Source organism: Amycolatopsis sp. AA4, from assembly GCF_002796545.1.
Taxonomy (GTDB): domain Bacteria; phylum Actinomycetota; class Actinomycetes; order Mycobacteriales; family Pseudonocardiaceae; genus Amycolatopsis.
On record NZ_CP024894.1, the window covers coordinates 4000226 to 4027132 of the forward strand.

The 26907-nt window shown below is 70.8% G+C and carries 18 protein-coding genes; 5 read left to right on the forward strand and 13 right to left on the reverse strand.

What is annotated here, in order from left to right:
• Window positions 1-51: 51 nt before the first annotated feature.
• From CU254_RS18680 to CU254_RS18710, 7 genes are read right to left on the reverse strand one after another with little or no spacing between them, the layout of a single operon-like run.
• Window positions 52-1194, reverse strand: coding sequence for a CoA transferase (locus tag CU254_RS18680; protein ID WP_009078338.1), 1143 nt, complete (start codon window positions 1192-1194; stop codon window positions 52-54).
• Window positions 1195-1201: 7 nt separating this feature from the next.
• Entirely contained in the window at window positions 1202-2416 is a 1215-nt protein-coding gene (locus tag CU254_RS18685; protein ID WP_009078340.1) for an acetyl-CoA C-acetyltransferase, read from the reverse strand.
• Window positions 2409-3227: a MaoC family dehydratase N-terminal domain-containing protein gene (locus tag CU254_RS18690; protein ID WP_234392842.1), complete on the reverse strand. Its 819-nt coding sequence runs from the start codon at window positions 3225-3227 to the stop codon at window positions 2409-2411. The genes CU254_RS18685 and CU254_RS18690 overlap by 8 nt, the downstream gene beginning before the upstream one ends.
• 26 nt (window positions 3228-3253) lie before the next feature.
• Entirely contained in the window at window positions 3254-3979 is a 726-nt protein-coding gene (fabG, locus tag CU254_RS18695; RefSeq protein WP_009078342.1) for a 3-oxoacyl-ACP reductase FabG, read from the reverse strand.
• Between the two features lie 7 nt (window positions 3980-3986).
• A complete protein-coding gene (locus CU254_RS18700; RefSeq protein ID WP_009078343.1) occupies window positions 3987-5135 on the reverse strand; it encodes an acyl-CoA dehydrogenase family protein in 1149 nt (382 codons plus the stop codon).
• Window positions 5132-5962 carry a CoA ester lyase gene (locus tag CU254_RS18705; RefSeq protein WP_009078344.1) on the reverse strand — a complete coding sequence of 277 codons (831 nt, stop codon included), beginning with the start codon at window positions 5960-5962 and terminating at the stop codon, window positions 5132-5134. The genes CU254_RS18700 and CU254_RS18705 overlap by 4 nt, the downstream gene beginning before the upstream one ends.
• Entirely contained in the window at window positions 5959-7128 is a 1170-nt protein-coding gene (locus CU254_RS18710; RefSeq protein ID WP_037714115.1) for an acyl-CoA dehydrogenase family protein, read from the reverse strand. The genes CU254_RS18705 and CU254_RS18710 overlap by 4 nt, the downstream gene beginning before the upstream one ends.
• Before the next feature lie 213 nt (window positions 7129-7341).
• Between CU254_RS18710 and CU254_RS18715 the strand changes: the two genes are divergently transcribed.
• The 5 genes from CU254_RS18715 to CU254_RS18735 all read left to right on the forward strand — a co-directional run bounded on the left by CU254_RS18715 (window position 7342) and on the right by CU254_RS18735 (window position 12798).
• On the forward strand, window positions 7342-8013 hold the full coding sequence (locus CU254_RS18715; RefSeq protein WP_037717457.1) for a GntR family transcriptional regulator: 672 nt from the start codon (window positions 7342-7344) through the stop codon (window positions 8011-8013).
• 57 nt (window positions 8014-8070) lie between these two features.
• Window positions 8071-9522 carry an amidase gene (locus CU254_RS18720; RefSeq protein ID WP_009078347.1) on the forward strand — a complete coding sequence of 484 codons (1452 nt, stop codon included), beginning with the start codon at window positions 8071-8073 and terminating at the stop codon, window positions 9520-9522.
• Between the two features lie 118 nt (window positions 9523-9640).
• A complete protein-coding gene (locus tag CU254_RS18725) occupies window positions 9641-11101 on the forward strand; it encodes an NAD(P)/FAD-dependent oxidoreductase (RefSeq protein ID WP_009078348.1) in 1461 nt (486 codons plus the stop codon).
• Complete coding sequence (locus tag CU254_RS18730) at window positions 11098-12168, forward strand: hypothetical protein (protein ID WP_009078349.1); 1071 nt, start codon at window positions 11098-11100, stop codon at window positions 12166-12168. Before CU254_RS18725 ends, CU254_RS18730 begins: the two co-directional genes overlap by 4 nt.
• Window positions 12169-12198: 30 nt before the next feature.
• Window positions 12199-12798, forward strand: coding sequence for a TetR/AcrR family transcriptional regulator (locus tag CU254_RS18735; protein ID WP_037714118.1), 600 nt, complete (start codon window positions 12199-12201; stop codon window positions 12796-12798).
• A 41-nt stretch (window positions 12799-12839) separates the two neighbouring features.
• Here the strand turns inward: CU254_RS18735 and CU254_RS18740 are convergent, their stop codons facing one another.
• From CU254_RS18740 to CU254_RS18765, 6 genes are all read right to left on the reverse strand, one after another.
• Window positions 12840-14054: a cytochrome P450 gene (locus tag CU254_RS18740; protein WP_009078353.1), complete on the reverse strand. Its 1215-nt coding sequence runs from the start codon at window positions 14052-14054 to the stop codon at window positions 12840-12842.
• Between the two features lie 82 nt (window positions 14055-14136).
• Window positions 14137-17205, reverse strand: coding sequence for a BTAD domain-containing putative transcriptional regulator (locus tag CU254_RS18745; protein ID WP_037714120.1), 3069 nt, complete (start codon window positions 17203-17205; stop codon window positions 14137-14139).
• A 29-nt stretch (window positions 17206-17234) separates the two neighbouring features.
• Window positions 17235-18059: a hypothetical protein gene (locus tag CU254_RS18750; RefSeq protein ID WP_009078356.1), complete on the reverse strand. Its 825-nt coding sequence runs from the start codon at window positions 18057-18059 to the stop codon at window positions 17235-17237.
• A 120-nt stretch (window positions 18060-18179) separates the two neighbouring features.
• The gene (locus tag CU254_RS18755) at window positions 18180-20213 is read right to left on the reverse strand and encodes a phosphocholine-specific phospholipase C (RefSeq protein WP_009078357.1); all 2034 of its coding nucleotides are present in this window, start codon (window positions 20211-20213) and stop codon (window positions 18180-18182) included.
• Window positions 20214-20265: 52 nt separating this feature from the next.
• On the reverse strand, window positions 20266-21864 hold the full coding sequence (locus CU254_RS18760; RefSeq protein WP_009078358.1) for a phospholipase C: 1599 nt from the start codon (window positions 21862-21864) through the stop codon (window positions 20266-20268).
• A gap of 307 nt (window positions 21865-22171) precedes the next feature.
• Window positions 22172-26161: a Pls/PosA family non-ribosomal peptide synthetase gene (locus CU254_RS18765; protein ID WP_009078359.1), complete on the reverse strand. Its 3990-nt coding sequence runs from the start codon at window positions 26159-26161 to the stop codon at window positions 22172-22174.
• Window positions 26162-26907 lie beyond the last annotated feature (746 nt).

Here is a 26907-nt window from a genome sequence, read left to right on the forward strand (position 1 = left end):
GACGGGGCCGTCTCGTGCGCCGAGACGGCCCCTGTCGCCGGGGCAATCCGGTCAGCGTTCGCCCAGCACCTCGGCATTGTGCTGCCCGACCCCCGGAGCAGGCCCCGGCGGAAGCCGGTCCCCGTTCACCTGGATCGGCGACTTCGGCGCCCAATGCGCTCCCGCACCGGGCTGGTCGATCTCCCCGAACAGCGCCAGTCTGCGCAACGCGGCACCGCCGTTCTGGCCGAGTTCGGCGAAGCTCCGGTACCGCTCCCACAGGATCCGGTGCCGCGTCAGCGTTTCCGCCATCTCGGCGTACGGAGTCCGCGCGAACCACCGCGCCAGCAGCGGGGTGATCACGTCTCGATGCCGGTACCGGTCGGACTCGGTGGTGAACGAGATGCCCAGTGCGTTGCTCAGCCCGGCGAAGGCGTCGGACAGTCCGGTCGCGGCGAGCATCTTGTCCCAGTGCCGTTCGGTGAGCAGGACGATCATCACCCGGACGCCGTCGGCGGTCTCGAAGTCGTCGCCGTAAGTACCGTAGATCTCGTTGCCGGACTTGGTGCGTGAGTGGTCGGTCAGTTGCGCTTCGGCGAGATAGCCGAGGTTCCCGGCGGTGGCGAGCGCGACGTCCTCCAGCGCGACTTGGATCGAGCGTCCCCGCCCGGTGAGCTGCCGCTGCCGTTCGGCGGCCAGCAGACCCACCGCGAGATACAGCCCGGCACAGACGTCCCAGGCGGGCAGCACGTGGTTGACCGGCTCGGATCCGGTTCCGGTGAGCAGCGGGAAGCCGGTCCCGGCCTGGACGGTGTAGTCGACTGCCGCGCCGCCGTCGGCTCGGCCGGTGAGCAGGACGTGGATCAGGTCCGGGCGGCGGGCGCGCAAGGCTTCGTACCCGAGGTCGGCGTGTCGCGAAGTGTTGGTCACGACCGCGCACGGACCGCCGTCGACGATCAGGTCGGCCACCCGGCGACGGTCCACTTCGGACTCCAGATCGACCGCGACCGCCCGCTTCCCCTTGTTCAGTCCGGACCAGTAGAGGCTGGTCCCGGAGTCGGCGAGCGGCCAGCGGGTGCGGTCGGCGGCGCCGCCGAGGGGTTCGACTCGCACGACGTCCGCGCCGAGCTGGGCGAGGGTGAGCCCGCACAGCGGCGTGGCGACGTACGCGGACAGTTCGACGACCCGCAGTCCGGCCAGCAGCGCGGGGTTCATGCGCCGGTCACTCCGACACCCGCTCGAAGACCGCGGCCAGACCCTGTCCGCCGCCGATGCACATGGTCTCCAGGCCGTAGCGGGCTTCGCGGCGCTGCATTTCCCGGGCCATCGTGGTGAGGATCCGGGTGCCGGTCGCTCCGACGGGGTGGCCGAGGGAGATGCCGGAGCCGTGCACGTTGAGGCGGTCGAAGTCGGTGTCGCCGAAGCCCCATTCACGCGTGCAGGCCAGTGCCTGTGCGGCGAAGGCCTCGTTGAGTTCGATGAGGTCGATGTCGGACATCTTGAGCTCGGCGCGTTCGAGTGCGAGCGCGGAGGCGGGCACCGGTCCGACGCCCATGATCTTCGGTTCGACTCCGGCGACGCCGTGGGAGACGAGCCGCACGAGCGGGCGCAGGCCGAGTTGGTCCGCGCGCTCGCGGGTGGTGACGATGCAGACGGCGGCGGCGTCGTTCTGTCCACTGGCATTGCCTGCGGTGACGGTCGCTTCGGGGTCTTGCTTGCCCAGCACCGGCCGGAGCTTCGCGAGGGTTTCGACGGTGGTGTCCGGGCGGGGGTGTTCGTCGGTGTCCACGACGACGGTGCCCTTCCGCGTCTCCACCGGCACCGGGATGATCTCCTCGGCGAACACCCCGGACTTCTGCGCGGCGACGGCCCGGCGGTGTGATTCAGCGGCGAGTTGGTCTTGGTCTTCGCGGCTGATGCGGTACTGGCGGCGGAGGTTCTCCGCAGTCTCCAGCATCCCGCCCGGCACCGGGTAGTGCTTGCCGCCGGGCGTCTGACGGCCGCGGGTGAGCGAGTCGTGGAGGTGGACACCCGCTCCGGTGGCGCCCCAGCGGAGGTCGTTGGCGTAGAAGACGGTGTTGGACATGCTTTCCGCGCCGCCCGCGACGATCAGCTCGCTCGCGCCCGCCTGGACCTGCAGCGCGGCCAGCAGTACCGACTGCAGCCCGGACCCGCAGCGCCGGTCGACCTGCATGCCCGGGACGGTCACCGGCAGTCCGGCGTCGAGCGCGACGACGCGGCCGATCGCGGGGGCTTCGGAGGTGGGGTAGCAGTGGCCGAGGATGACGTCGTCGATCGCGTCGGCGGGCAGACCGGTGCGCTCCAGCAGACCCTTGAGCGCGATGGTGCCGAGGTCGGCGGCGGGCACGCTCTTGAGCGATCCGCCGAAGCGGCCGATCGGGGTACGGACGGGTTCGCAGATGACGCCGTCACGCATGGGAAGGGCCTTCCTCGTAGTCGGCTTCAAGGCTGGTGCGCGGTCCGGCGGCCCCGACGAGGGTCAGAGTCGCGCCGCCGGGCCGCGGTTCGGTGCGCAGCTGCGCGGGCTGGCCGCAGAACAACGGCGCCAGGTTGCGATGCGCCAGCCGGGTGACCCGCGCGCCGGGGGAGTCCAGGCGCAGCACCTCGGCGAGGGCGAGGGACATCAGCGGCCCGTGCACAACCAGGCCGGGGTAGCCCTCGACCCGGGTCGCGTACGGCCAGTCGTAGTGGATGCGGTGCGGGTTCGCGGTGGCCGCGGAGAAGCGCATCAGCAGGGAGGGGTCGGTGGCGAAGTCCCAGCCGTCTTCACTGCGGCGGAACGGGGAACCCGCCAGGTCAGCAGGTTCGATCGGGGCTTCGGACGTGGTCGCGCTCGCTTCGCGGTAGACGATGTCCTGGCGCTCCTCGATGAGCGGCGATCCGTCCACATCGGACAACACGGTGCGCACGACGACGATCACCAGCTTCCCGGAGCGGCCGGATTTCTCCGTCACTGAGTCCACAATGGACCTCCGGGTCACCGTCTCGCCGATCTTCGGCGCGTGGTGCAGCAAGACTTCTCCGCCAGCGAACATCCTCCGGGGCAGGTCGATCGCTGGCAGGAACGTGCCGCGCGCGGGGTGTCCGTCCGGACCGAGTTCGGCGGAGACGGGCCAGCGGGGGAGAGCGACCCAGTGCCAGAGCGGCGGCAGGTCGTCGCCCGGCTGCGGTGCGGGCAGTCCGTTGTCGAAGAGTGCGGCCAGCGCCGCGACGGGAGCAGGGTCCACCAGTACGGCGTGGGGTTCCCCGGCGCTCACATGAACCGTCCGCCGGTCACTTCGAGCACCGTGCCGGTCATGTAGGAGGACAGATCCGAGGCGAGGAACAACGCCACCGAAGCGATTTCGCCGACCTCGCCGGCCCGGCCCATCGGGATCTCGGCCATCTTCTGGTCCCAGGCTTTCTGCGGCATGGCCTCGGTCATCGCGGTGCGGATGAGTCCGGGCTGGATCGCGTTGACCCGGACGCCGTGGTGGGCCATCTCCTTGGCGGCGGCTTTGGTGAGCCCGACGATGCCGGCTTTGGCGGCGGAGTAGTTGGTTTGCCCGACCATGCCGACCTTGCCCGACAGCGAGGACAGGTTCACGATCGCGCCGCTCTTGCGCTCGCGCATGATCGCGGCGGCTTTGCGGGTGCCGTTCCAGGTTCCTTTGAGGTGCACGTCGATGACCTGGTCGAAATCGTCCTCGGTCATGGTCCGCATCGTCGCGTCGCGGGTGATGCCCGCGTTGTTGACGAACACGTCGACCGGCGAGGGCGCCGCGGCCAGGAGAGCGTCCACATCGGACGCCCTGGTGACATCGCAGGCGACGCCGATGGCTTCCCCGTCGATGCTGTCGGCGGCTGCCGCGGCTGCCTCGCCGTCGAGGTCGCCGAGCACGACACGGGCACCGTGGGCAACGAACAATTCGGCGATGGCAAGTCCGATACCTTGCGCGCCACCGGTGATGACCGCGGTCCGGCCGTCGAGGAGCGTCATGGTTCCCTCAGATCTTGTTGCGGGCGATGAGCTGCGCGGCGATGACGTTGCGCTGGATCTCGTTGGTGCCTTCGCCGACGATCATCAGCGGCGCGTCGCGGAAATAGCGTTCGACGTCGTATTCCTTGGAGTACCCGTAGCCGCCGTGGACGCGGATCGCATCAAGCGCGACCTGCATCGCGGTCTCGGACGCGAAGAGCTTCGCCATCCCGGCTTCCATGTCCGCGCGCTCGCCCGCGTCGAGCTTCTCCGCGGCGTCCAAGGTGAGCAGCCGGGCGGCGCGCATCTTCGTGGCCATGTCGGCGAGCAGGTTCCCCACGGACTGGTGTTTCCAGATCGGCTTGCCGAAGGACTCGCGCTCCTGGGCATAGCGGACGGCGTCGTTCAGCGCGGCCTGTCCGACGCCTAGCGCCCGCGAGGCGACCTGGATCCGCCCGACCTCCAGCCCCCGCATCATCTGCGACCAGCCCTGGTTCGGTGTGCCGCCGAGGACCGCGTCGGCAGGAACCTTGCGCCCGTCGAACACCAACTCGCACGCCTCGACGCCGCGGTAACCGAGCTTCGGCAGCTTCTTCGAGATGGTGAGCCCGTCGCCGGGTTCCACCAGCAGCACGCTCATCCCGCGGTGGGCGGGGGAGGCCTCGCGATCGGTGATGCACAGCAGCCCGATCAGGCCGGAGTGCGCGGCGTTGGAAATCCAGGTCTTCGACCCGGTGATCGTGTACCCGTCGTCGCCCGGCACCGCGTGGGTGCGCATGGCCTGGAGGTCGCTGCCACCGCCGGGCTCGGTCAGAGCCATCGTCGCACGGATCCGCCCCTCGGCCATGGCGGGCAAGTACTTTTCGCGCTGCTCGGGCGTGCCGAACGTCTTGATCAGGTAGGTGATGACGGAGTGGCCGCCGATGGCTCCGGCGAGGCTCATCCAGCCGCGCGCGAGTTCTTCGGTGACCCGGGCGAAACACGCGGTGCTGACGTCCACCCCGCCGTATTCGGCCGGGGCGAGCAGTCCGAAGAAGCCGAGGGTTTTCATCTCGTCGATGAACTCGGCCGGATAGATGTCGTCGGCCTCGAACTCGCGCACCCGGGGCCGGACCCGCTCGTCCACGAACTCCGCGACCAGGGCGACCATCTGCTGTTCGTCGTCGGTGAGCGTCATCGCCCGTTCCCTTCTCGCGCCTGCCGGAGGACGCGCTGGGCGCGCTCCAGCACCGGCTTGTCGACCATCTGCCCGCCCACTGCGACCGCGCCGCCCGCACCTGCGGCGTCCAGAATGGACTGCGCCCAGCGGACTTCCTCGCGCGTCGGCCGCAGCGCCGCAGCGGCGACGGGCACCTGTTTCGGGTGCACGCACAGCTTCCCGGCGAGCCCGAGCCGCCGCGCGTAGCGGACTTCGTCGGTGAGGTGGAGTTCGTTGTCCAGATCCGCGGTGACGCCGTCGATCGGGCCGGGCAGTCCCGCTGCGGCCGACGCGAGGACAAGCGCGCCCCGAGCGGCGACGAACGCGTCCCGGTCAGCCGGATCGGCGCCCAGTTCTGCGGCCAGGTCGAAGCTGCCGAACGCGAGACGCTGCACATTCGGGACCGTGGCGGTTTCCCTCGCGTCCAGGACCCCGCGCGCGGTTTCGACCAGCGCGATCACGACCGGCAGGACGCCGAGCTGTTCGGCCGCGGCACGCGTCGTCGCCGGTTCGGCCTTGGGCAGCATCACGGTGCACCGACGCTGCCTGAGTACGGCGAGGTCTTCGTCGTGCCAGGCGGTGCCAGCGGCGTTCACGCGCACCGCGCACTCGGGGTTCTCCTCAAGCCACGCGACGACCTGTTCCCGCGCGTACCCCTTGCGCTCCGGCGCGACCGCGTCCTCCAGATCGAGCACGACCAGGCTCGGCCCAGCGGCCAGTGCCTTGCCGAAACGCTCCGGCCGGTCACCGGGGACGAACAGGAGGGTCGTCGCTTCCCGGGCGCGGGTAGCCGCGCGGCTGGTCACTTCTGGGCCTTCTTCGCCTGGCGGACGAGTCCGCCGCCGATGATCAGCCGTTGGATTTCGCTGGTGCCCTCGTAAAGCCGCAGCAGCCGGATGTCGCGGTAGATCCGCTCGACCGGGACGTCGCGCATGTACCCGGTGCCGCCGTGGATCTGCACGGCGAGGTCGGCGACCTTGCCCGCCATCTCGGTGCAGTACAGCTTCGCGGCCGACGGCCCGATCCGACGGTCCTCTCCGGACACGTACCGCGCCGCGGTCTCCCGCACCAGCGCGCGCCCCGCCATCACCCCGGTCTGCTGGTCGGCCAGCATGGCTTGCACCAGCTGGAAATCGCCGATCGGCTGGCCGCCCTGCGTCGCCGACGCCGCATACGCGACCGATTCGTCCAGCGCACGCTGCGCCGAACCCACCGCAAGCGCGGCGATGTGCACGCGACCGCGCGCGAGGGAGGTCATCGCGGCGCGATACCCGTCATCCTCGTTCCCGCCGACCAGCGCGGACCCCGGCACCCGGACGTTGTTGAAGGTGACGTCCGCGGTCCACGCGCCTTCCTGGCCCATCTTCTTGTCCTTGGGCCCGACCTCCAGCCCCGGCGTGTCCGCGGGCACGAGGAACACCGCGATGCCGGGCCCGGAGTCATCCGCCGGACGCGTGCGGGCGAAGACGACGAACAGGTCCGCGATCGGCGCGTTGGTGATGAAGCGTTTCTGCCCGTCGAGCACCCAGTCGTCGCCGTCGCGCACCGCCTTGGTGCGCAGCCCGGCGGGGTTGGACCCGGCTCCGGGCTCGGTCAGCGCGAACGACGCGACCACCTCGCCCGAGGCGATGCGCTCCAGCCACTCGCTCTTCTGCTCGTCCGTGCCGAACCCGACCAGGACCTGTCCGGCGATGCCGTTGTTGGTCCCGAACATCGACCGCAGCGCCAGCGACGTGTAGCCGAACTCCATCGCCAGCTCGACATCCTGCGTCAGGTCGAGCCCGAGCCCGCCCCATTCCTGCGGGATCGCGTAGCCGAACAGGCCCATCTCCGCGGCCTGCGTGCGCAGGTCGTCCGGGATGGCGTTGCCGTCCATGATCTCCTGCTCGCGCGGGACGACCTTCGCCCGGACGAAGTCGCGCACCAGCTCCAGGATGGGCCGGAAGTCCTCGGGGGTAACCGCAGCTGCCATGCCCCCACTATGACCCAGGCCGCGCGGCTGGAAAATACTTTATCAGAAATCTCCGAATGCCTCACACCGTCGAGTGCCCTCCGCGACCGGTGTTGCAGCAGGTCAGACCCAATTTCAGGGTGGGAAGTGCGCTGTCTGCGTAGGTGGGCACCTGTGCCGCGATCGTGTAATACTTCATCCGATACTGACCGCGGAGGGGAGAAGGCAGTGGCGATGCCCGCGAGCGCCGGACCGCGCCGCACCGGCCCGGCGAACCTCAACGCGATGGCCGCCCAGGAGATCCGCCGTCGCGTCTTCTCCGGCCAGCTGCGCGCCGGGGCGAAGATCGACCAGGAGGCGCTCGCCGACGAACTCGGCATCAGCAAACTGCCCGTCCGCGAAGCCCTGATCACCCTCGACCACGAGGGCGTCGTCGAGCACATCGCCCGCCGCGGCGCGTTCGTCGCCCGGATGACGCGCGACGACATCCGCGACCACTACCGCGTGTTCGGCGTCGTGTCCGGACTGGCCGCCGAGCGCGCGGCGAAAAACCTGTCCCCGGAAAGCCTCCAGGCGCTGCATGATCTCGCGGACCGGATGGAGTCGGCAGTGGACCGTGCCGAACAGGAACGGCTGAACTACGAGTTCCACCGGAGAATCAATTACGCCGCCGACTCGCGCCGGCTGCTCTCGCTGCTCGGCATTCTGGCCAAAACGGTTTCGCACGGGTTCTATGAGGCACACGAAGACTGGCCGGCCAAGGCGCGGGACGACCACCGCCTGATCCTGGCCGCCCTGTCCGCCCGTTCCGCCGCCCGGGCGCGCACACTGGTGGAGAAACACCTCGCGGACGCGGGCGAGCGCGCGGTGGCTTTGCTGGAGAAGCAAGGATTCTGGGACCGCTGACCCGTTGTGTGAATTGACATTTTATGGCTCCGCCGAGTGCCCGTTACGGTCGAATTCATGGAGCGGAACTTTGACTCGGCCGAAGCACTCGCGGCCGCCTTGCGGGCCGGGGAAGCAACCTCGGCGGAGCTGACCGACGAGGCGATCGCCCGCATCGAGCGGGAAGACAAGGCACTCAACGCGATCTGCGTACCGGACTTCGACCGTGCCCGCGCCGCCGCCCGAGAGGCCGACCGGGCGCGCGCCCGCGGCGAAGACCGGCCGCTGCTCGGGATTCCGGTGACGGTCAAGGAGTGCTACAACGTCGCCGGCCTGCCCACGACCTGGGGCCTGCCGCACCACCGCGACTTCCTGCCCGCCGAGGACGCGGTCCAGGTCAAGCGGCTCAAGTCCGCGGGCGCGGTCATTCTCGGCAAAACCAACGTCCCGCTGGGACTTCAGGGACTGCAAAGCTCGAACCCGGTCTACGGCACCACCAACAACCCCTGGGACCACGACCGCACGCCAGGCGGTTCCTCCGGCGGCTCCTCGGCGGCTCTGGCGGCGGGCTTCGGCGCCCTGTCCATCGGCTCCGACATCGGCGGCTCGCTGCGCACGCCCGCGCATTTCTGCGGGGTCTACGGCCACAAACCGTCCCTCGGCCTGGTCGCGAACCGCGGCATGGTCCTGCCGGGCGAACTGCCCTTGCCGACCGAACTGCACCTCGCCGTCGTCGGCCCGATGGCGCGCACCGCCCGCGACCTCGCGCTCCTGCTCGACATCATGGCCGGACCGGACCCGCTGACCTACGGCGTGGCGCACGAACTGGCCCTGCCGCCCGCCCGCCACGAACGGCTGAGCGACTTCCGGGTCCTGATCCTCGACGACCATCCGTTCATCCCGACCGGAGCCGCGGTACGGGCCGGAGTGAACCGGGTAGCCGACGCGCTGGCCGACGCCGGTGCCCAGGTCGAACGGCACAGCCCGCTCCTGCCCGACCTGGAAGAAGCCGCGACGCTCTACACGCAGCTGCTGTTCTCCGGCTCAGTGGCGCGGTTCCCGGTCGACGCGTACGAGCAACTCCAGGCCCGAGCCGCCGGACTGAGCGCGGACGACCAAAGCCTCGACGCGGCCCGCCTGCGCGGAATGGTGCTCACCCACCGCGATTGGCTCGGCGTGCACCACCGCCGCGAACTCCACCGCCACGGCTGGCGGCAGTTCTTCGCGGAGTTCGACGCCGTGGTCTGCCCGGTCACGCCGACGCCCGCGTTCCCCCACGACCACAACCCGGACCTGCTCGCCTGCCGGATCGACATCGACGGCGTCGAATACCCGTTCTTCGACCAGCTCGTCTGGGCCGGGGTGGCCACCATGCCCGGCCTGCCCGCAACCGCGATGCCCGCGGGCCTTTCCCCGGAGGGGCTGCCGGTGGGGGTGCAGATCGTCGGGCCGATGTTCGAGGACCGCACGCCGTTGCGGCTGGCCGAACTGCTGGAGCAGCGGATCGGCGGCTTCCAGGCGCCGCAGTAGTGCGCTTGGCCGCCGTGCGCGAGCGGGCGGTCGCGGTGCCGAACGAGGTTTGACACGCTGGCTCGTCATTCATACATTATCTCCAACTGTGTATGAATGACGAGCGGAGCTGGTTCGGATGAAACTCGGCGAGACCGCTGTCGTCCTCGGCGGAAGCGTCGCGGGCCTGTGCGCCGCCGGGGCGCTGTCCCCGTACTTCGACCAAGTGCTCGTGCTGGAGCGGGACGAGCTTCCGGAGGAGGCCGAGCACCGGCGCGGGGTGCCGCAGAGCAAGCATCCGCACTTCCTGCTGAACTCGGGCCGCCGGGCGATCACCGCGCTGTTCCCCGGTTTCGAGGACGACCTCGTCGCGGCGGGCGGCCTGCACCTGATGCCGTCGATGGACGCCGCATACCTGGACCGGGAGGGCTGGTCGGCGCGCAAACGAAGTTCGATGACGATGGTCTACAGCTCGCGCATCCTCATCGAGCGCGTGCTGCGGGACAAGGTGCGGAAACTGTCCAATGTGGACCTCCGCGAGCGGGTCGCCGTGCGCGGTCTGGCCGCCGCGGGCGGGGCGGTCACCGGGGTCGAGGTCGCCGGGCCCGGCGGGGACGAGCGTTTCGACGCCGACTTCGTCGTGGACGCGATGGGCCGCGGCTCTCCCGTCGCGAACTGGCTGGTCGCGGCGGGCTGGCCGGAGCCCGAGGTGCGGACGCTCGACGCCAAGGTCACCTACACCTCGCGCTGGTACGAACTGCCGTCGCGGGAAAGCCGTCCGGCGACCTGGTGGTGGCGGCACCTGGTGCTCATGCCGACCCAGGATCGCGGCCGGCATCCCGCGGAGCACGAGTTCCTGGTGAACTTCTTCCCGATCGAAGGCGACCGGGTCATCGCCTGCATGGGTTCGTGGGGCCTGGAGATGCCACGGACGGCCGACGCCTTCGTCGCCTCCGCCCGCCGCACGCGGACGCCGTTGTTCGCCGCCGCGATGGACCGGTGCACGCCGACGTCAGAGGTGCATCTGACCCGGTCCACCGGCAACCGGTGGCGGCGCTACGACCGCTGGACGAGCCCGCCGCGGGGTCTGGCGTTCGTCGGCGATTCGATCTGCGCGTTCAATCCGTTCTACGCGCAGGGCATCAGTTCCGCGTCGGGTTCGGCTCTGCTGCTTCGCGAACATCTGTCCCGCGCCGCCAGTCTCGACGGCGATTTCTGCGCGCGATTCCTTGCGGCACAACGTGATCTGCTCAAGGTGCCCTGGACTTTGGCGATGGCCCGGGACCGGGGTTACGAGTGCGCGGAGGGCACCGAGCGGCTGCCCGCGTGGCAACGCCGCCTGCTCGCGGCGGTCTCCGCCCCGGCGTTCAGCCTCATCGTCGGCGCCGCCCGAGAGGACGATGTCGTCGACGAGCATTTCGCGAAGGTGTTCAACCTCGACGAATCGCTGGGCGAGATGATGCGCAACCCGCGCGTGCTCGGTGGGCTGGCGCGCTTCTGCGTCCGCTCGCTGCTGGGCCGGCATCGGGTGCCCTTCGGCTTCGATCCCCAGGCCGAGCCGCCCGCCACCGACTACTCGCCCGCCGCGGCGGCGGGATGAGCGCCGGCTGCGGGCCGGAGGCCGCGGAGGTCGCCCGGGGGCTCGGCTTCGACTGCCACGACGTCAGCCCGGTGGTCTCGGTCCGCGCGCCGTGGGAGCTGGCGCACTGGACGATGCCGCTGCTGGAGGTGCTGATCGTCGGCGGCGCCGTTTTCGCGCTCTGGCACGCCGTGCGCCGCTACCGCGCGGGCGATCCGGTCAACCTGGCGCTGTGGTGGGCTTCGCTGGTCTACCTCGTCGTCACCGAACCGCCGCTGTACTTCCCGGAATGGTTCGGCCTCGACCGGCTGTACGGATTCATCTTCGCGCACAACCGGTTCACCGTGCAGTTCATGGGGGACCGGCTGCCGCTGTACATCGTGGCGTTCTATCCGGTGATCAGCCAGCTCGCCTACGAACTCGTGCGCTCGCTGGGGATCTTCCGCAGCCGCGGCCCGCTGCTCGGAGCCGTCGCCGTCGCGTTCGCCTGCCAGGTCTTCTACGAGGTGTTCGACCAGGTGGGCCCGCAGTTGAAGTGGTGGGCCTGGAACCCGGCCAACCACATCGTCAACCAGCCCGCGCTGGCCTCGGTGCCGATGACCAGCATGCTGCTGTTCGCTTCGGTCTCGATGGCCGCCCTGACCTGCCTCGCGGTGCGGTTCACCGGCGACCCGCCGCGCCGCGGCTGGCGGCTGGTTCCGCGCGTCCTCGCGGCGGGCGTCCTCACCCCGTTCACCATGGCGGTCGCCGGGCTTCCGGCAAGTCTTTTCGACGGCAACGCTTCCGCGCAGGCCTGGGTGCTGGGCACGGAACTGGCCCTCGTCTGGCTCGGCGGCGCGTGGATCGTCGTGGCCCAGCTGCGTTCCCGCCCTCGCTTGACCGAGCCGCTCTCGGCTTTCGGCCGGTACTACCCCGCGATCTACCTGGCCGGGATGGCGGTGTGCTGGCTCGGCGCGCTGCCCGGCTACCTCGGTGCCCGGGACGGCGTCACCAGCGCCGGATCCCCGATCGGGAGCGGACCGTACGCGCTCGCGTGTTTCGTCGCCGCAGGTCTGCTGCTGGGTGCGCAACGAGCCGTCCGTCGGTGACCTGCGGCGTCGTCTGGGACGATGGGCGCCATGGGGTACCACGGATGGCAGGGCGACCCGCCCGGCGCGGAGGACGAGGCGCGCCGCCGGATCGTGCAGGCGGCGATCGCGTGCATCGACCGCGCCGGGCTGGCCAAGACCAACCTCTCCCACGTCGCCGCGGAAGCCGGGGTGACCCGGCAGACCGTGTACCGCTATTTCCCCAGCCTGGCCGAAATCCTGCGCGCCGTCGCCCAGGCGGGAGCCGAGGAGTTCGCCGAACGGATGCGGAAGCACCTGTCCGCGTTCGACAGCCCGGTCGAGGTCGCCGTCGAGTCCGTCGTCTTCGCCGTCCGCAGCCTGCCCGACGAGCCCTACCTCGGTTTGCTCCTGCAGGCCGGGGAAGCCGACTATTTCACCGCCGGGACCGCCACGCCGCCGTCCTTCTCCCTCGGCGCGCGGATCCTGCGCGACACCGAGGTCGACTGGTCCGCCGCCGGGGTGCGCACGGACGCGGAACTCCAGGAACTGGCCGAGATCTTGATGCGGTTGTTCATGTCGTTCCTGCAGTATCCGTCGACACCCCCGGCGACCGACGAGGAACTGCGCGGGATGGTCCGCCGCTGGATCGGCCCGGCACTGCGCGGGTGATCCCGGCGCGGCCTCGGCGGTCCATAGCGGACACTGTCCACTCAGGACCAGGCGACCGGAAGCTCGTGCACCCCGTAAATGTTCATATTCGTCCGCAACGGCACCTCCGCGGCCGGAACCGCCAGCCGCAAGTCCGGGAAGCGCCGCAGCAAGCCCTCGAACCCGGCGCGCATCTCGATCCGGGCCAGCTGCTGGCCCAGGCACTGGTGGATGCCGTGCCCGAACGCGACCTGTCCGCGGACCTTGCGGTGCAGGTCGATCGTGTCGGGGTTCTCGAAGTGGCGCGGGTCGCGGTTGGCCGCCAGCAGCGACACGACCACGGTCGAGCCGGCCGGGATCGTCTCGCCGAAGAGTTCGACGTCCTCGGTCGCGTAGCGGTAGAAGATGTCGGCCACCGACAGGTACCGCAGCAATTCTTCCACCGCGTTCGGGAACAGCGTCGGGTCGGCGCGCAGTTCGGCCAGTTGCGCGGGGTTCTCCAGCAGCGCGAAGGCCCCCAGCGACAGCATGTTCGCGGTGGTCTCGTGGCCGGCCAGCAGAAGCAGGAACGCCATGCCGGTCAGCTCTTCGATGCTGAGCTCGGAGTCGCGGGCCAGGTCGGAGAGGATGTCCTCGCCCGGTTCCGCGCGCTTGTCGGCGCACAGCTGGCCGAGGTAGCCCATCATCGCGCCGAACGCGGCCATCTTGTCTTCGAGGTTGACGTCCCGTTCCATGAACTTCGACGAGTTCGCCTGGAAGGTCTCGCGGTCGGCGTAGGGGACGCCGAGCAGTTCGCAGATCACCAGCGAAGGCACCGGCAGCGCGAACTCCCGCACGAGATCGACCGGCTGCGGGAGCTGGGCGAGGGCGTCCAGCTGCTGTTCGGTGATCGCGACGATGCCGTCTTCGAGCTGCTTCATCCGCTTGACGGTGAACGCGCCGGTGAGCTTGCGCCGCAACCGGGTGTGGTCGGGGGCGTCCATGCTGATGAACAGGCCGGGGATCTGCGGGGACGGCTCGGTCGCGACCGGCATGCCCGGCGTCTCGTACGGCACGTGGAGCACGCCGAGGTCCTGCCGGCTGCTGAACCGGGCGTCGGACATGACCTGCCGGACCGCGTCGTACCCGGTGACCAGCCAGCCCTCGTGGCCGTCCGGGAAGAGCATCGGGCTGACCGGGCGGGTCTCGCGCAGCGCGGTGATCGCGGCGGGCGGGTCGAACGGGCCGGCGTCGCGGTCCATCGGCAGGCCGGCGACGGGGGAAACCTGCTGGCTCATCGGGAAATCCTCTCGTGGTGGCTTGATGTCACCACGATCTCCGAGCGGCCAGACACGGAGCCGTCACGGCGCTGACACGGGCTCAGGCCCGCGTCAGCGGCCCCCTGACCAGGTCGGTCCACGCACCCGCCGCGCCCTCTCGAAAAGCGTGCTCGAACGCTTCGTCGCCGAGGTGGTCGCGCGCTTCCCGCTCGATCCGCAGCACGTCCGGGTTCGACAGATCCTTCCGGCCGAGCACCTGTGCGCTCGCTGCCAGCAGCCGCGCCGCGTGGTCGTATTGCACACGCCGCAGCGCCAGGTCCGCGACCCCGACGACCGCCTGTGCGATCTCCGGCGCGCGCCCGGTTTCCGCAGCTGCCTCGCAAGCGGCGGCACGGTGTTCGCGCGCCTCGTCGAGGTCGGAGGCGAACCAGGCGTGCAGGCCGTGGGACACGGCCCGCAGATGCGGCTGCTGTGCTTCGTCGCCCAACAGGCTCATCGCGTGGCCGAACTGGGCGAAGGCCTCCCGTGCGTTCCCGTTCCACCGGGCCAGCTCCGCGCGGACCAACGCAAGCGAGGCCAGCGTCCCGGGCCAAGTGACGCCTTCCGCGAGGTTTTCCGCCTCGGCGACCGCGGCTGCGCAGGCGTCCTTGTCGCCCGCGAGCCAGTGCAGCCGGGCCTGCCGCATGCGCATCTGGACGACGTCGTCCAGCGCGCCGAGTTCGGCGACGACGGCGATTGCCTGGTCGAAGTGGTCGCTGGCCTCGCGGAATTCGCCCCGCATGGCCAGGCAGCCGGCGAGTTCGGTCTGCGCGAACGAGATGCCGAACCGTTCGCCGAGCACACGGAACTCGACCAGCGATTCGTCGAACCAGGCTTCGCAGTCCTGGCCGAGCATCATCCGCAGTTTGCCGATGTGCAGCCGGGATAGCGCCCGTACCCACGGATCCTCGTCGTCCAGCAGCGATTCCCAGGCGGGCAGGAGCGCGTCGGTGTCGCCGAGCATCATTTCCAGCGGCACCACCAGCCGCAGCGCCGCGTGCCGGTGCCGCCCGTTCTTGCCGAGTTCGTACGCCTGGTGGATCCACTGCGCCGCTTCCGGCATGTCGCCGGGGCCGGAGGTGGCGAACATCGAGGTCAGGGCGTACACGATGGCCTTGGTGTCGTCGGGGACCTCGCCCGGGGTCGCGATCGCGGCGGCGATCAGCTCCATGCCCTCGGCCTTGCGGCCCACGAGCCACCAGTACCAGCCGCAGGCGGCCGCGAGCCGCATCGCCGCGTGCGCGTCGCCGGCCGCGAGCGCGCCGCGCATCGCCGAGACGAGATTGTCGTGCTCTGCCTGGAGAACGGCGAGCCACTCCAGCTGCTCGCCGCGCCGCAGCCGGGGTTCCGCGGTTTCGGCCAGCTCGGTGAAGTACGCGAGGTGCGCCTGCCGGGCCAGCTCGGTCTCCCCGGCCTCGGCGAGGCGTGCGGCACTGTATTCCCTGATGGTGCCGAGCATCCGGTACCGCGGCGCGCCTTCGCCGAACGCGACGAGCAGGGACTTGTCGCTGAGCGCGGTAAGCAGGTCGAGCACCTCGTACTCGTCGACCAGTTCTCCCGCGCAGACCCGTTCCGCCGCCTCCAGGCTCGCGCCGCCGGCGAACACCGACAGCCTGCTCAGCACGAGCCGTTCGCCGTCGCTGAGCAGTTCCCAGCTCCAGTCGACCATCGCGCGCAGCGTCCGGTGGCGGGGGAGAGCGGTGCGGCTGCCACCGGTCAGCAGCCGGAACCGGTCGTCGAGGCGGTCCGCGAGCTGCACGGCGGACATCGTGCGGAGCCGGACCGCGGCGAGTTCGATCGCGAGCGGCATTCCGTCCAGGGCGGTGCAGATGCGGGCCAGCGTCCGGTCTTCGCCGAGGTCGTCTCGCCGCGTCGTCGCGCGGTCCCGCAGCAGTTGCACAGCCTCGGCGCGGGCGAGCGGTTCGACCGGCCAGAGCGCTTCGCCGGTGATTCCCAGTGGTTCCCGGCTCGTGGCGAGGATCCGCAACCCGCGGCATTCGCCGAGCAGCCGGTGCGCGAAGGCGGCGGCGGACTCGATGACGTGTTCGCAGTTGTCCAGTACCAGCACCATCTCGCGGTCGCGGATCGCGGAGATCAGCCGTTCCACCGGATCCGCGGCGGACGCCTCGCCGAGCAGCGCGTCGCGCAAGCCGAGACCGGACAGCGTGGCCTGCGCGACGTCGTCGCCGGTCCCGACGGCCGCCAGCTCGACCAGCCACGCGCCGTGGTGCAGGTCGTCGACCAGCGTGCGGGCGGTTTCGGTGGCCAGCCTCGTCTTTCCCGAGCCGCCAGGCCCGGTCAGGGTGGTGAGGCGATGCCGCGACACCAGATCACGGACGGCGGCGACATCGGTTTCTCTGCCGACGTAACTGGTGAACTCGGCGCGCAGATTCGTCTTGCGGCTCTCCTCGCGCCGACCCACCTCGCCTCGCAGCAACGCGACGTGCAACGCGGACAGCTCGGGCGACGGGTCCGCGCCCAGCTCGTCGGCCAGCGTTTCCCGGATGCGCTGAAACGCCTGCAACGCCTCGGTAGTGCGACCCGCGGCGGCGAGCGCCCGCATGAGCGCGCCGACGAGCCGCTCCCGCACCGGATGCGCGGCCACCAGGTCGGTCAGCTCCGGGACAAGATCCGCGCCGCGCCCGAGATCTAGTTCCGCTTCGAACCGGTCTTCCAACGCCGCCAGCCGCAAGGCTTCCAGCCGCGTCGCCGCTGCGTCGAACGCCTCGCTCTCCTGCAACCCGACGTCCTGCATCGCCGGACCGCGCCACAATTCCAGCGCCTCGCGCAGCCGCCCCAGCCTGTTGTCCGCCTGGCTCTGGGCGACGAGCCGCTCGAAACGCACCGCGTCGACCGCGTCCGCGTCGATCGCCAGCCGGTACCCGTCGGTCAGCCCTTCGACCACGGCGCCCGGCAACGCCTTGCGCAGCCGGGAAACCAGGCGTTGCAAGGCATTCGCGGCGTCGGCGGGCGGGTGCTCGCCCCAGATCCAGTCGATCAGCGTCGCCTTCGGCACGACCTGGCCCGGCCGGAGCGCGAGGACGACGAGCAGCCCGCGGAGCCGCGCGCCCGGAACGTCGGCCACGTCGCCGTCGCGGACTTCGAAGGGACCCAGGATCTTGATCTGCACCCGCCCGATCCTGCCATCCGATCGGGTGGTCAGGCAGCGGAATAGAGGACGATGTCGTCGAGCCGCGTGCGCGCGTGGACCTTGAGCGTGCTGCCGGCGCGGTCCGGGGTGTCGAGAGTGCTGCGCACGACGCCCTTGGTGCTCTTCGCGTCCACTTCCGCGGCGATGCCCGCGCTGACGCCGACCTCGATCCCGCCTGCCGCGTTCGACAGCTCCACCTGGCCGCGCGTCACGCGCCCGATCCGGATCGGGCAGCGTCCGGCCTTCGCCGTGACGCTCCCGTCGGCCGTGCCGATGTCGAAGCTGCCGTCCGCCCCGCCGAGATCGACGTCGGACCGGGCGTGGCCGATCCAGACCTTGCCGCTCGTGCCCTGGTAGCGGATCTCGCCTTCGACCTCGCCGATCCGCAGCCCGGCCGCACTGCCCTCGATCACCGCATCTCCGGCAACGTGCCCGATCACGAGGCCGCCCGCGCCGAGATTCCCGCGCAGCGCGGCGACCCGGTCAAGCTGCACCTGGCCCGAGCCGATGTTGACCTCGCAGTCGCCGAGCGCGCCGTCCGCCTGCACCTCGGTCCAGGCCGTGTTGAGCACGAGCCGGGACCCGGCGGGCAGTTCGACCGCGATGTCGACGGAGCCCGTCTGGTGGCCGGACTTCGTCGTCTTGACGGTGAGAACGCCGTCAGCGAACGCGACCTTCGTCTTCTCGGCGACCTTCACATCGGTGGCGTTGGCCGCGTTGACGGGCTGCACCCGCACGACGGTCTCGACGCGTTCGCTGGCGGTGATCCGGACGCGAGCACCAGCGGTGGTGAGCGCGGCGGTGATGGGGGCGGGGGTGGTGAACGTGGACATTTCCGGTCTCCCTGGCTGGCTTGGTGGTTCGTTGTGACCACATTCGCCTGCTGGGCGGACACGCGGCTGTCACGGCTCAGACGCGGGGGTGCGGGCCCGTGTCAGTACGACGCCGGCGGCTCAGCGCGACCCGATCGCCGGGTCGCTGGTGCTCGGCCTCCCCGTTTCCAAGTGCCCGGCCAAGGTGCGGCGGTAGGCCGGGTCGTGGTCGGACGTGATCGTCACGTCGTACCAGTCCGCGCTCGCGCTCGGGTCTATCACGTGCTCCGCGCGGGCACCCGGCGCGAGACGCACCGCGGCCGTCGGCTGGTGGCCGTAGTGGTCGGCGATCGTGAGGGTGACCGGTACCGGGCCGTTGTTCGAGAGGGCGAGGACCACCCGGTCGCCCGCGTCGCGCGCGCTCACCTCCGGGCCTGGCGCGGCGGCACCCGCCAATTGGCGCACGAAGCCGTTCGGGCCGTGCACGGTGAAGTCGTAGCTTCCGACCACCGGCCAGGTCGCGGTGAGCGCCTTGCCCGGTTCCACGGTGTACGTCCACGGTCCGCCCGGCGTGCGCGGCGACGTGACCAGGAATCCGGCGCCCGCCCGGCCGCGGCTGGCGAAATCGATCGTCAGCTTGCCGGCGCGCACGGTGCCGTCCGCCGAGAGGTGGTACGGCAAGGCACGGGCCGGACGTCGGCCGGGTTCCTGTTGGGGCAGCGAGGGGTTCGCGGGCGGAGTGGGCACGTAATCGGGGTGGCGGTTGCGGTCCGGGGGAAAGTAGCCGCTGGTGCTGGGCAGCGCGGGCACGCCCTGCCGGGCCTGGCTGAAGTCGAACGCCGAGGTGAGGTCCCCGCACACCGCGCGGCGCCACGGCGAGATGTTCGGCTCGCGGACCCCGAAGCGGGCTTCGAGGAACTGCACGATCGACGTGTGGTCGAAGGTTTGCGAGCAGACGTAACCGCCGGTGCTCCACGGCGACACGACGATCATCGGGACCCGCTGGCCGAGACCGTACGGTCCGGGAACGCCGTCCTTGCCGCGGTACAGCTCCGCGCTGACGTCGGCGGTGGAAGCGCCCTGCGCCGGGGTCGAGGCGGGGAACGGCGGGATCACGTGGTCGAAGAAGCCGTCGTTCTCGTCGTAGGTGATGAGCAGCGCGGTTTTGGACCAGACGGCCGGGTTCGCGGTGAGCGCGTCCAGCACCTGCGAGATGTACCAGGCCCCGTAGTTGACCGGCCAGTTCGGGTGCTCGGTGAACGCCTCCGGGGCGACGATCCACGACACCTGCGGCAGCCGGTTCGCGGCGACGTCGGCCTTGAGCAGGTCGAAGAAACCGCCGGTCTTGGCGACGTTGGTGCCTGTGCGAGCCTTCTCGAACAAGGGGCTGCCCGGCGCCGCGTTGCGGTAGTTGTCGAAGTACAGCAGGGAGTTGTCGCCGTAGTTGCCGATGTAGGCGTCCTGCGTCCAGCCCCAGGAGCCGGCGGCGTCGAGCCCGTTCCCGATGTCCTGGTAGATCTTCCACGAAACCCCGGCCTGCTCCAGCCGTTCCGGGTAGGTGCGCCACGAGTACCCGGCTTCGGCGTTGGTGATCACCGGGCCGCCGCCGGCGCCGTCGTTGCCGGTGTATCCGGTCCACATGTAGTAGCGGTTCGGATCGGTCGGGCCCAGCAGCGAGCAGTGGTAGGCGTCGCAGATCGTGAAAGCGTCGGCGAGCGCGTAGTGGAACGGGATGTCGCCGCGGTTCAGGTACGCCATCGTGGTCGCCGACTTGGCCGGAACCCACTTGTCGTACGCGCCGTTGGCCAGCGCCGCGTGCCCGGTGTTCCAGTCGTGCGGCAGGTCCTGCAGGAACTGCAACCCGAGGTTCTTGGCGTCCGGGTGGAACGGCAGCACGTCCTTGGCACCGTCGGACTGGTACCAGACCGGTTTGCCGTTCGGCTGGTTCGCCGTGCGCGGATCGCCGAAGCCGCGCACCCCGCGCAGCGTTCCGAAGTAATGGTCGAACGACCGGTTCTCCTGCATCAGCACGACCACGTGCTCGATGTCGCGGAGGGTGCCAGTGCGGCGCGCGGCCGGGATCGCGGCCGCCCTGGCGATGCTGGAGGACATCGCGGTGAGGGCGGCGGTGCCACCGGCAATCTTGAGAAAACGTCGGCGGTCCATGCCTGTCATCGAATGCTCTCCTTTTCGGGGTTCCCGGCTGGGCGGTGGTCGGCGCGGCGGGTCAGCCGTCGACGCGCTGGCCGGTCTTCGGGTCGAGGAACAGCCGGCCCGCGCGCGGCGCCTGGAAGTCGAACAACCCGTTCAGGCTGCCCGCCCGGGCGTCGAACGACGAGTCGCCGATGCCGCCGAGACGCCAGTTGTCCTCGAGGAACCGCAGCACCGAGGTCTGGTCGGTGACCGCGTGGTCGACGTGGCCGCGCTTGGCCCACGGGGAGACGACCAGCAGCGGCAGCCGGGGTCCGTACCCGCAGCGGCCCTGGTAGCCGCCCATGACCTTCGCCGGGTCGTTGCCGCACTTGCCGGGGCCGGTGAGCGCGTCCTCGGCGCTCTGCGACTGGTTGACCAGCGGGCCGGCCTGGTGGTCGTACCACCCGTCGGAGTCGTCGTAGGCGATCACGACGGCGGTGTTCTTCCACTCGGGCAGCTTCTGCAGCCGGTTGATCGTGTCGGCGACGAACTGCTGCTCGTCGATCGGGTCGGAATAGCCGGCGTGGCCGTCCTGGTAGCCGGCGGCCTTGAGGAAGCTCACCGCGGGCAGGTGCCCGGCGCCGGCGGCGGACCAGAAGTCGGTCAGGTCGTACTGGTGGTTGGCCTGGTCGGAGTGGCCGATCGCGGCGGTCGAGGACGGCGGGAGGTGGTGCGGGTTCGCGGTCGACGGGTAGTACTGGAACGGCTCGTGGTGCGGGATGTAGTCGCCCTTCCACCCCTTCTGGCCGGTGTAGCCCAGCGCCGCGCCGACCGGGTGGCCGCCCTGCATCGAGCCGTCCGGCTGCGAGACGGTGCACACCGCGGAGCCGTCGGCCTTGCGCTGCACCGGCTTGAAGCCGCCCTCGAACCAGCCCCAGCTGACGTTCTTCTCGTTGAGCAGGTCGCCGACGTTGCGGCCGGACAGCCGGACCTGGTCCCGCGTGCTGCAGTCGTCGCCGAGCGGCTGCGGGTCGCCGATGATCGTGTTGCCGATCGTGTCGCCCTCGGGGAACGGCTTGCCGCCGGGCATCAGCTGCGCGGTCACGCCGTGCGTCTGCCCCGAGACGAGGTTGATCGCGCCCGGCGTGGACGGGCCGAACGTCGTGCCGTACGAGTTGTCGCTCATCGCGAAGTGCTGCGCGTAGTTCCACAGCGCGGTGACGGTGTTGCCGTCGTAGTAGTCCATCACCTGGCGCTTCTCGCAGCCCGGGTCGCCGTTGCCGACGGTCTCGATGAACTTGTCCATCTTGAAGTTGTCGTACGCGGCCTGCTCGTCCTTGTACTCGTGGTCCTGGTCGCAGGTCAGCGCCTGCGCCGGACCCAGGCGCCGGGGGTTGGACGAGTTCGGGTTGCGGGTCAGCAGCTCCGGCGTCAGCCCGTTGGTCTTCGGCGTGTTCGGGTGCGCCTGGAAACGCTGGCCGTCGGTATTGGCGGCGTGCGGATAAGTGCCGAAGTAATGGTCGAAGGAAACGTTCTCCTGGAACAGCACGACCACGTGCTGAATCGGCGTCGCGGTGCCGCCGGCGGGCGTCGCGGACCCGACCGAACCAGGCGCCGTCGCCGCGACGGTCAGCGCCGCGACCGTCGCGGCCCCGGCGGCCGTCCGGATGATCTGGGACTTTCTCACGTGCACTCACTCCTTGCTTCTGACCAGCCGCGCCCCCGTCCGGCCGTTGCCTACGGCGCGAAACCCTCACTGGCACACATGAACGGCAGATGTCGGGAACGCGGCCGCGACCGGGCACGGCACAACAATTCTGAGCATCCGGATATTTGTGCCGAATGTCCGGCTCGGGCCGCTGTTCAGCAGATGTCCCGATTCGTCGGCCGAGCTTTATTTCGCCGCGAGAAGCGATGGGCGCCGAGCGTGAATGGAACAAGAGAAAGCGCCCGGAAATGCGGGGAAGAGGTTGCTTCTTGGCGGCGAAATCGAAGCGACCTCAACGTCGCTGCTGTGCCGGCCTCCGGCCCGCGTCCGGCGACACCGAGATTCCCCGGGCCGGGATGCCGCGCCAGGCGGTCCCCGCGGGGAGCTGTTCTCCCTTCATCACCAGGGACATCGCGTCGACCTCCGTGCGGTCGCCGACCACGCTGTCGTAGAGCACCACCGAGCGCGCGCCGACGCTCGCGCCGGACCGGACGTCCACAGTGGACATCTTCATCACCCGGTCCTCGAAGAGGTGGGTTTGGAGCGAGGTCGCCGGGCCGACGCACACGTCGTCGCCGAGGCGGACCAGGTCGAATTCGGTCAGGTAGGTCGTGGCGATCCAGCAGCGTTTGCCGATCCGCGCGCCGAACAGGCGCAGCAGCGGGCCCATCAGCGGCGTGCCGGCCAGGGAGCCGAGCAGCGCGGGCACGGCGGCGGTTTCGTACAGCGCGGTGACGAACTCGGTGCGGCGCACGAACCGGCTCCACAGGGGTTCGACGCGCGGCCGGTAGCGTCCGACGATCAGCCATTTCGCGGCGGCGACCGCGAGCACCACCCCGAACCCGCTCAGCAGGGCCGCGACCGGGGTCGCCAGGACAGCGGCGAGCACGCCGAACGCCTTCCCGGCCTGCAGCTGGACGAGCAGCACGAGGTAGCCGGCCGCGGCGAGCAGGCTGCCGGGCACCACGATCCGGAAGAACTCGATGACCAGCCGTTCCGCGACGCGCAGCCGGGTCGGGCGGAAGGTCAGGTCGTCGGCGAAATCGCCGCTGTCCTGCCGCCGGGGCAGCCGGATCGGCGGGGTGCCGAGCCACGACGTCCCGTCCGGGCTGCCGTCCGCGGGCGCCGCGGTGTGCACGCCGATCAGGCAGCCGTCGCCGACCGTGGCGCCGGAGCGCAGGAAGGAGGCGTTGCCGAGGAACGACCGGGTCCCGACCGTCGTGCGGCCGACCGCGACCTGTCCGTGGCAGTACGTCGCGGCCCCGACGGCGGCCATGTCGGCCACGAAGCTCTCCGCGCCGAGGGTCAGCAGCCCGGGGTCGAGCTGGGCGGCCGTCGACACCTCGGCGCGCGGTCCGATGCGGGCGCCGAGCATGCGGAGCCAGCCAGGCGTGTACAGCGTGGAGTAGAGCGAGTTGGTCGCGGCGAGACTCGCGCCGAGGAGCTTGTCCGAGATCCACTTGCGCAATCCGAACGACGAGGCGACGTGCCGCACGCCGGGCCGGGTGACCGGGAGCACGAGCCGTTTGCCGGCGAAGACCACGAGGCACACGCTGGCCGCGGTGACCGGTCCGGCGAGCAGGCACGCCCACCATCCGCCGGCGGCGCCGTGCGTGAGATACAGCCAGCTGCCGAGCGCGACGGCTGGCGCGAGGAACACCAGCGGCAGCAATTCGACGCACAGCCAGGCCACCGCGAAGCGCGCCAGGAACGCCCGGCTCGGGGCTCGCCCGGGCCGAGTGCGCAACGCGGCGACGAGCGGGTCGGTCTCCGCGCAGCGCTGCGCGGGCGAACCGGCCCAGTACTGCCCGGCCGGGATGCGCTGCCCGGCGGTCGCGGCCGACATCTCCGCGAGGCCGGAGCCGACGTCGAGCTGAGCGCCCGGCTCGACGACCGCGTTCGCGCCGACGAAGACGCGGTCGCTCAGCACGACCGGGGCGATCTCGAGCCGGTTGCCCCGCACCCGCGAAGTCTGCAGGTGCGCGCCGTAGCCGACGCTGACGTCCTCGCCGATCGTCAGGAGCGACGGCAGCCCGAGGTTCCCGGTCGCGAGCTGGCAGTGCCGGCCCACCCGGGCGCCCAGGAGTCGCAAATACCAGGGCAGCAACGGAGATCCGCTCATCGAGCCGAGCGGGGCGAGCACGAGCAGCCCGCTGACGAGCCACACCCGGAAGTACGCGGCGCTCCACAATGGATATTCGCCCGGCCGGATCCCGCGCGACAGCAGGCGGACGCCGGCGATCGGCAGCAGGAACCGTGCCACGAGATACAGCACCGGCGTGATCGCGACCAGCTGCCACACGGTGCCGACCGAAAGAACGCCCGCGCTTCGGCCCAGGATCGCCGCGGCCGGGCCGCCGAGGAGCACGAGGAGCAGGTACAGCACGCCCACCTGGGCCGTGCCCCAGCCGAAGAGCCGGGCCCGGCTGGCTTTCGGCGCCGCCTGGGCTGACACCGAGTGCGCGGGCGCCCGATCCGCGAAGGCCCGGGCGAGCGCGCGGATCGTGGGGTGGGCGTAGACGTCGGCGACGGACGCGTCCGGTGCCACTCCGCTCTTCCGCAGCAGCGAGACCGCACGCGCGGCCAGCAGCGAATGGCCGCCGATGTCGTGGAAGAAGTCGGCGGTCACCGAGACCTCGGCGGTGCCGAGCAGTTCTGCCCACACCGCGGCGATTGCCCGTTCCGTACCGGTTTCCGGGGCCACCGCGGCGACCGCGTGGAACCGGGCCCCGGACGGGCGGGGGAGGCGGGCGCGGTCTACCTTGCCGCTCGGCATCATCGGCAGTTCGGCGAGCGTGTCGACGTAGCCCGGCACCATGGGCGCGGGCAGCCGCCGCCGGAGGGTTTCCCGCAATTGCGCGACGATCGCGTCCCGGTCGTGGCGTCCGTTGGTGAACGCCAGGTACGCCACCAGGTCTTCGGTCGGCGCGTCGGGATGCGGCGCCACGGCCGCGACCGCCACCTCCCGGTGTTCCATCAGGATGCTCTCGATCTCCTGGAGGTCGATGCGGTGCCCGCGGATCTTGACCTCGGAATCGGCGCGCCCGAGGTACTCGATCTCGCCGCCGGGCAGCAGCCGCCCGAGGTCGCCGGTGCGGTAGAGCCTGCCCCCGCCGGTGATCCGCGGGTCGTCGAGGAACCGTTCGGCGGTCAGGTCCGGCCGGTTGAGGTAGCCGAGCGCGACGCCAGGCCCGCCGATGCAGATCTCGCCGATCGCGCCGTCCGGGACGGGGCGCAGCCGCTCGTCCAGCAGCCGGATCCAGTAGGTGGGCAGGGCGCGGCCGATGGTCACCGGGCGGCCGGGGACCAGCTCGCACCAGGTCGCGGTGACGGTCGCCTCGGTGGGGCCGTAGGTGTTGAGCATCCGGCGTCCCGGCCTGCTCCACCGCTGGACCAGCTCGCCCGGGCAGGCCTCGCCGCCGACCAGCAGGGTGCGGATGCCGGGCAGGTCGCGGTCCACCGTGGCCAAGACCGTCGGCACGCAATACAGCACCGTGACGCGGTGCCGCTCGAGGAAGTCCGCGAGGCCGGACCCGATGCGGTCCGCGCCGGTCGGTCCGGCGACGAGCGTGGCTCCCGCCGCCCAGGTCGGCCAGACCTCCTCGATCGAGAAGTCGAACGCGATGGTCATGCCCTGGTACACGCGGTCGGTGCGGCGCACGCCGTAGACGTCCGCGACGACCCCGATGAAGTTGCAGATGCTCGCCTGGCTCACCGCGACGCCCTTCGGCCGCCCGGTCGACCCGGAGGTGTAGATGACGTAGCACTCCTCCGCGCCGTCGACCGGCCAGAGCCGCGGCCGGTCCGGGCTGGCCCGCCTCGCCTCGGCGGCGAGTTCCGCGGGCTGGAGCACCGGGCAGCGGGCCTCGCCGGCGGCCGCGGCCAGTTCGGGCGCGACGAGCAGGAGGTCGAGCGCGGCGTCGGCGGCGACATACGCGACGCGGTCCGCGGGCGCCGCGGGGTCGATCGGCACGAACGCGGCCCCGGTCTTCAGCACCGCGAGCAACGCGACGTACATCGGCGTCGAACGCGGGATCAGGAGGCCGACCCGGCGGCGCGGTCCGATGCCGCGGCGGATCAGTGCGTGCGCGAGCCGGTTGGCGTGCTCGTCCAGCTGCCGGTAGGAGAGCCGGTCCGGCCCGCACTCCAGCGCGACGGCGTCCGGCGTCTCGTCGCACGCGCGTTCGAAGAATTCTTGCAGCCGCACCGGGACGCGCGCGCGGCGCGGCACCGGGCTGAGCCGCGCGGTGTCCTCGACGGAAAGCGACAGTTCCTCGCTCACAGGGATTCCTTCTGTGGTGGGGTCCGGGGAGTGCGGATCAGGCGCGGGCCGCGCGCCGCGGTGGAAGCGAGCGGTACTGTGTCCTCTGTGGACGGGGCCCTCTCGGCACCGGCCCCGCCGGACGCGTTCAGGCGGCGATCGAACACGATGCGGTGAACGCGGCCTGCACGGGTTTCCGGCCAGCCTCTGGTGTCACGATCACGCGCTCCTTGTTCTTCCGGGGCCCCCAGGCGGGTCGCAGGCTAGGAACGGGACCCTGTGAGAAGCCTGAGGAGCCACGAGCTGGGAAGCGTGGTTTGGAACGCAAGGCCGGATTGTCGTCGCACTGCCGGACTTCGGCGCTCGGGGTTTTTCCGGGTGTTCAGGGTCTGTTCAGCCGTGGCTCTCGGTTTCGGCAGGAGCGCCGGGCTCCTCGTCCAAGTCGCGTCCGGGGCCGCGTGCCTCGCCGGCCGTTGCCCGGGCCGGCCGGAATTTGTGCGCTTTTCCGCACAGCGCCGACGGCCGCTGAATGCCTCGCCCTAGCTTGCGGGCCAAGCGCTGCGGCCACGGAAATGTCTCCGTCCGCGCTGGTGCAGACCATTCTTGCGGTACGGCACAGACCGCGGTTTCGCCGGAGCGAAACTCCGCGTTCCTGTTGCCGCACTGAGGTTTTCGCAGCTGCGTGCACTTGGCCGACGGTTGCGGCAACTGTCGCGGCCGTGCTGGAGTGGCATCGTTCCGGAGGGGAGTAGCCCCGCACGGCCCAT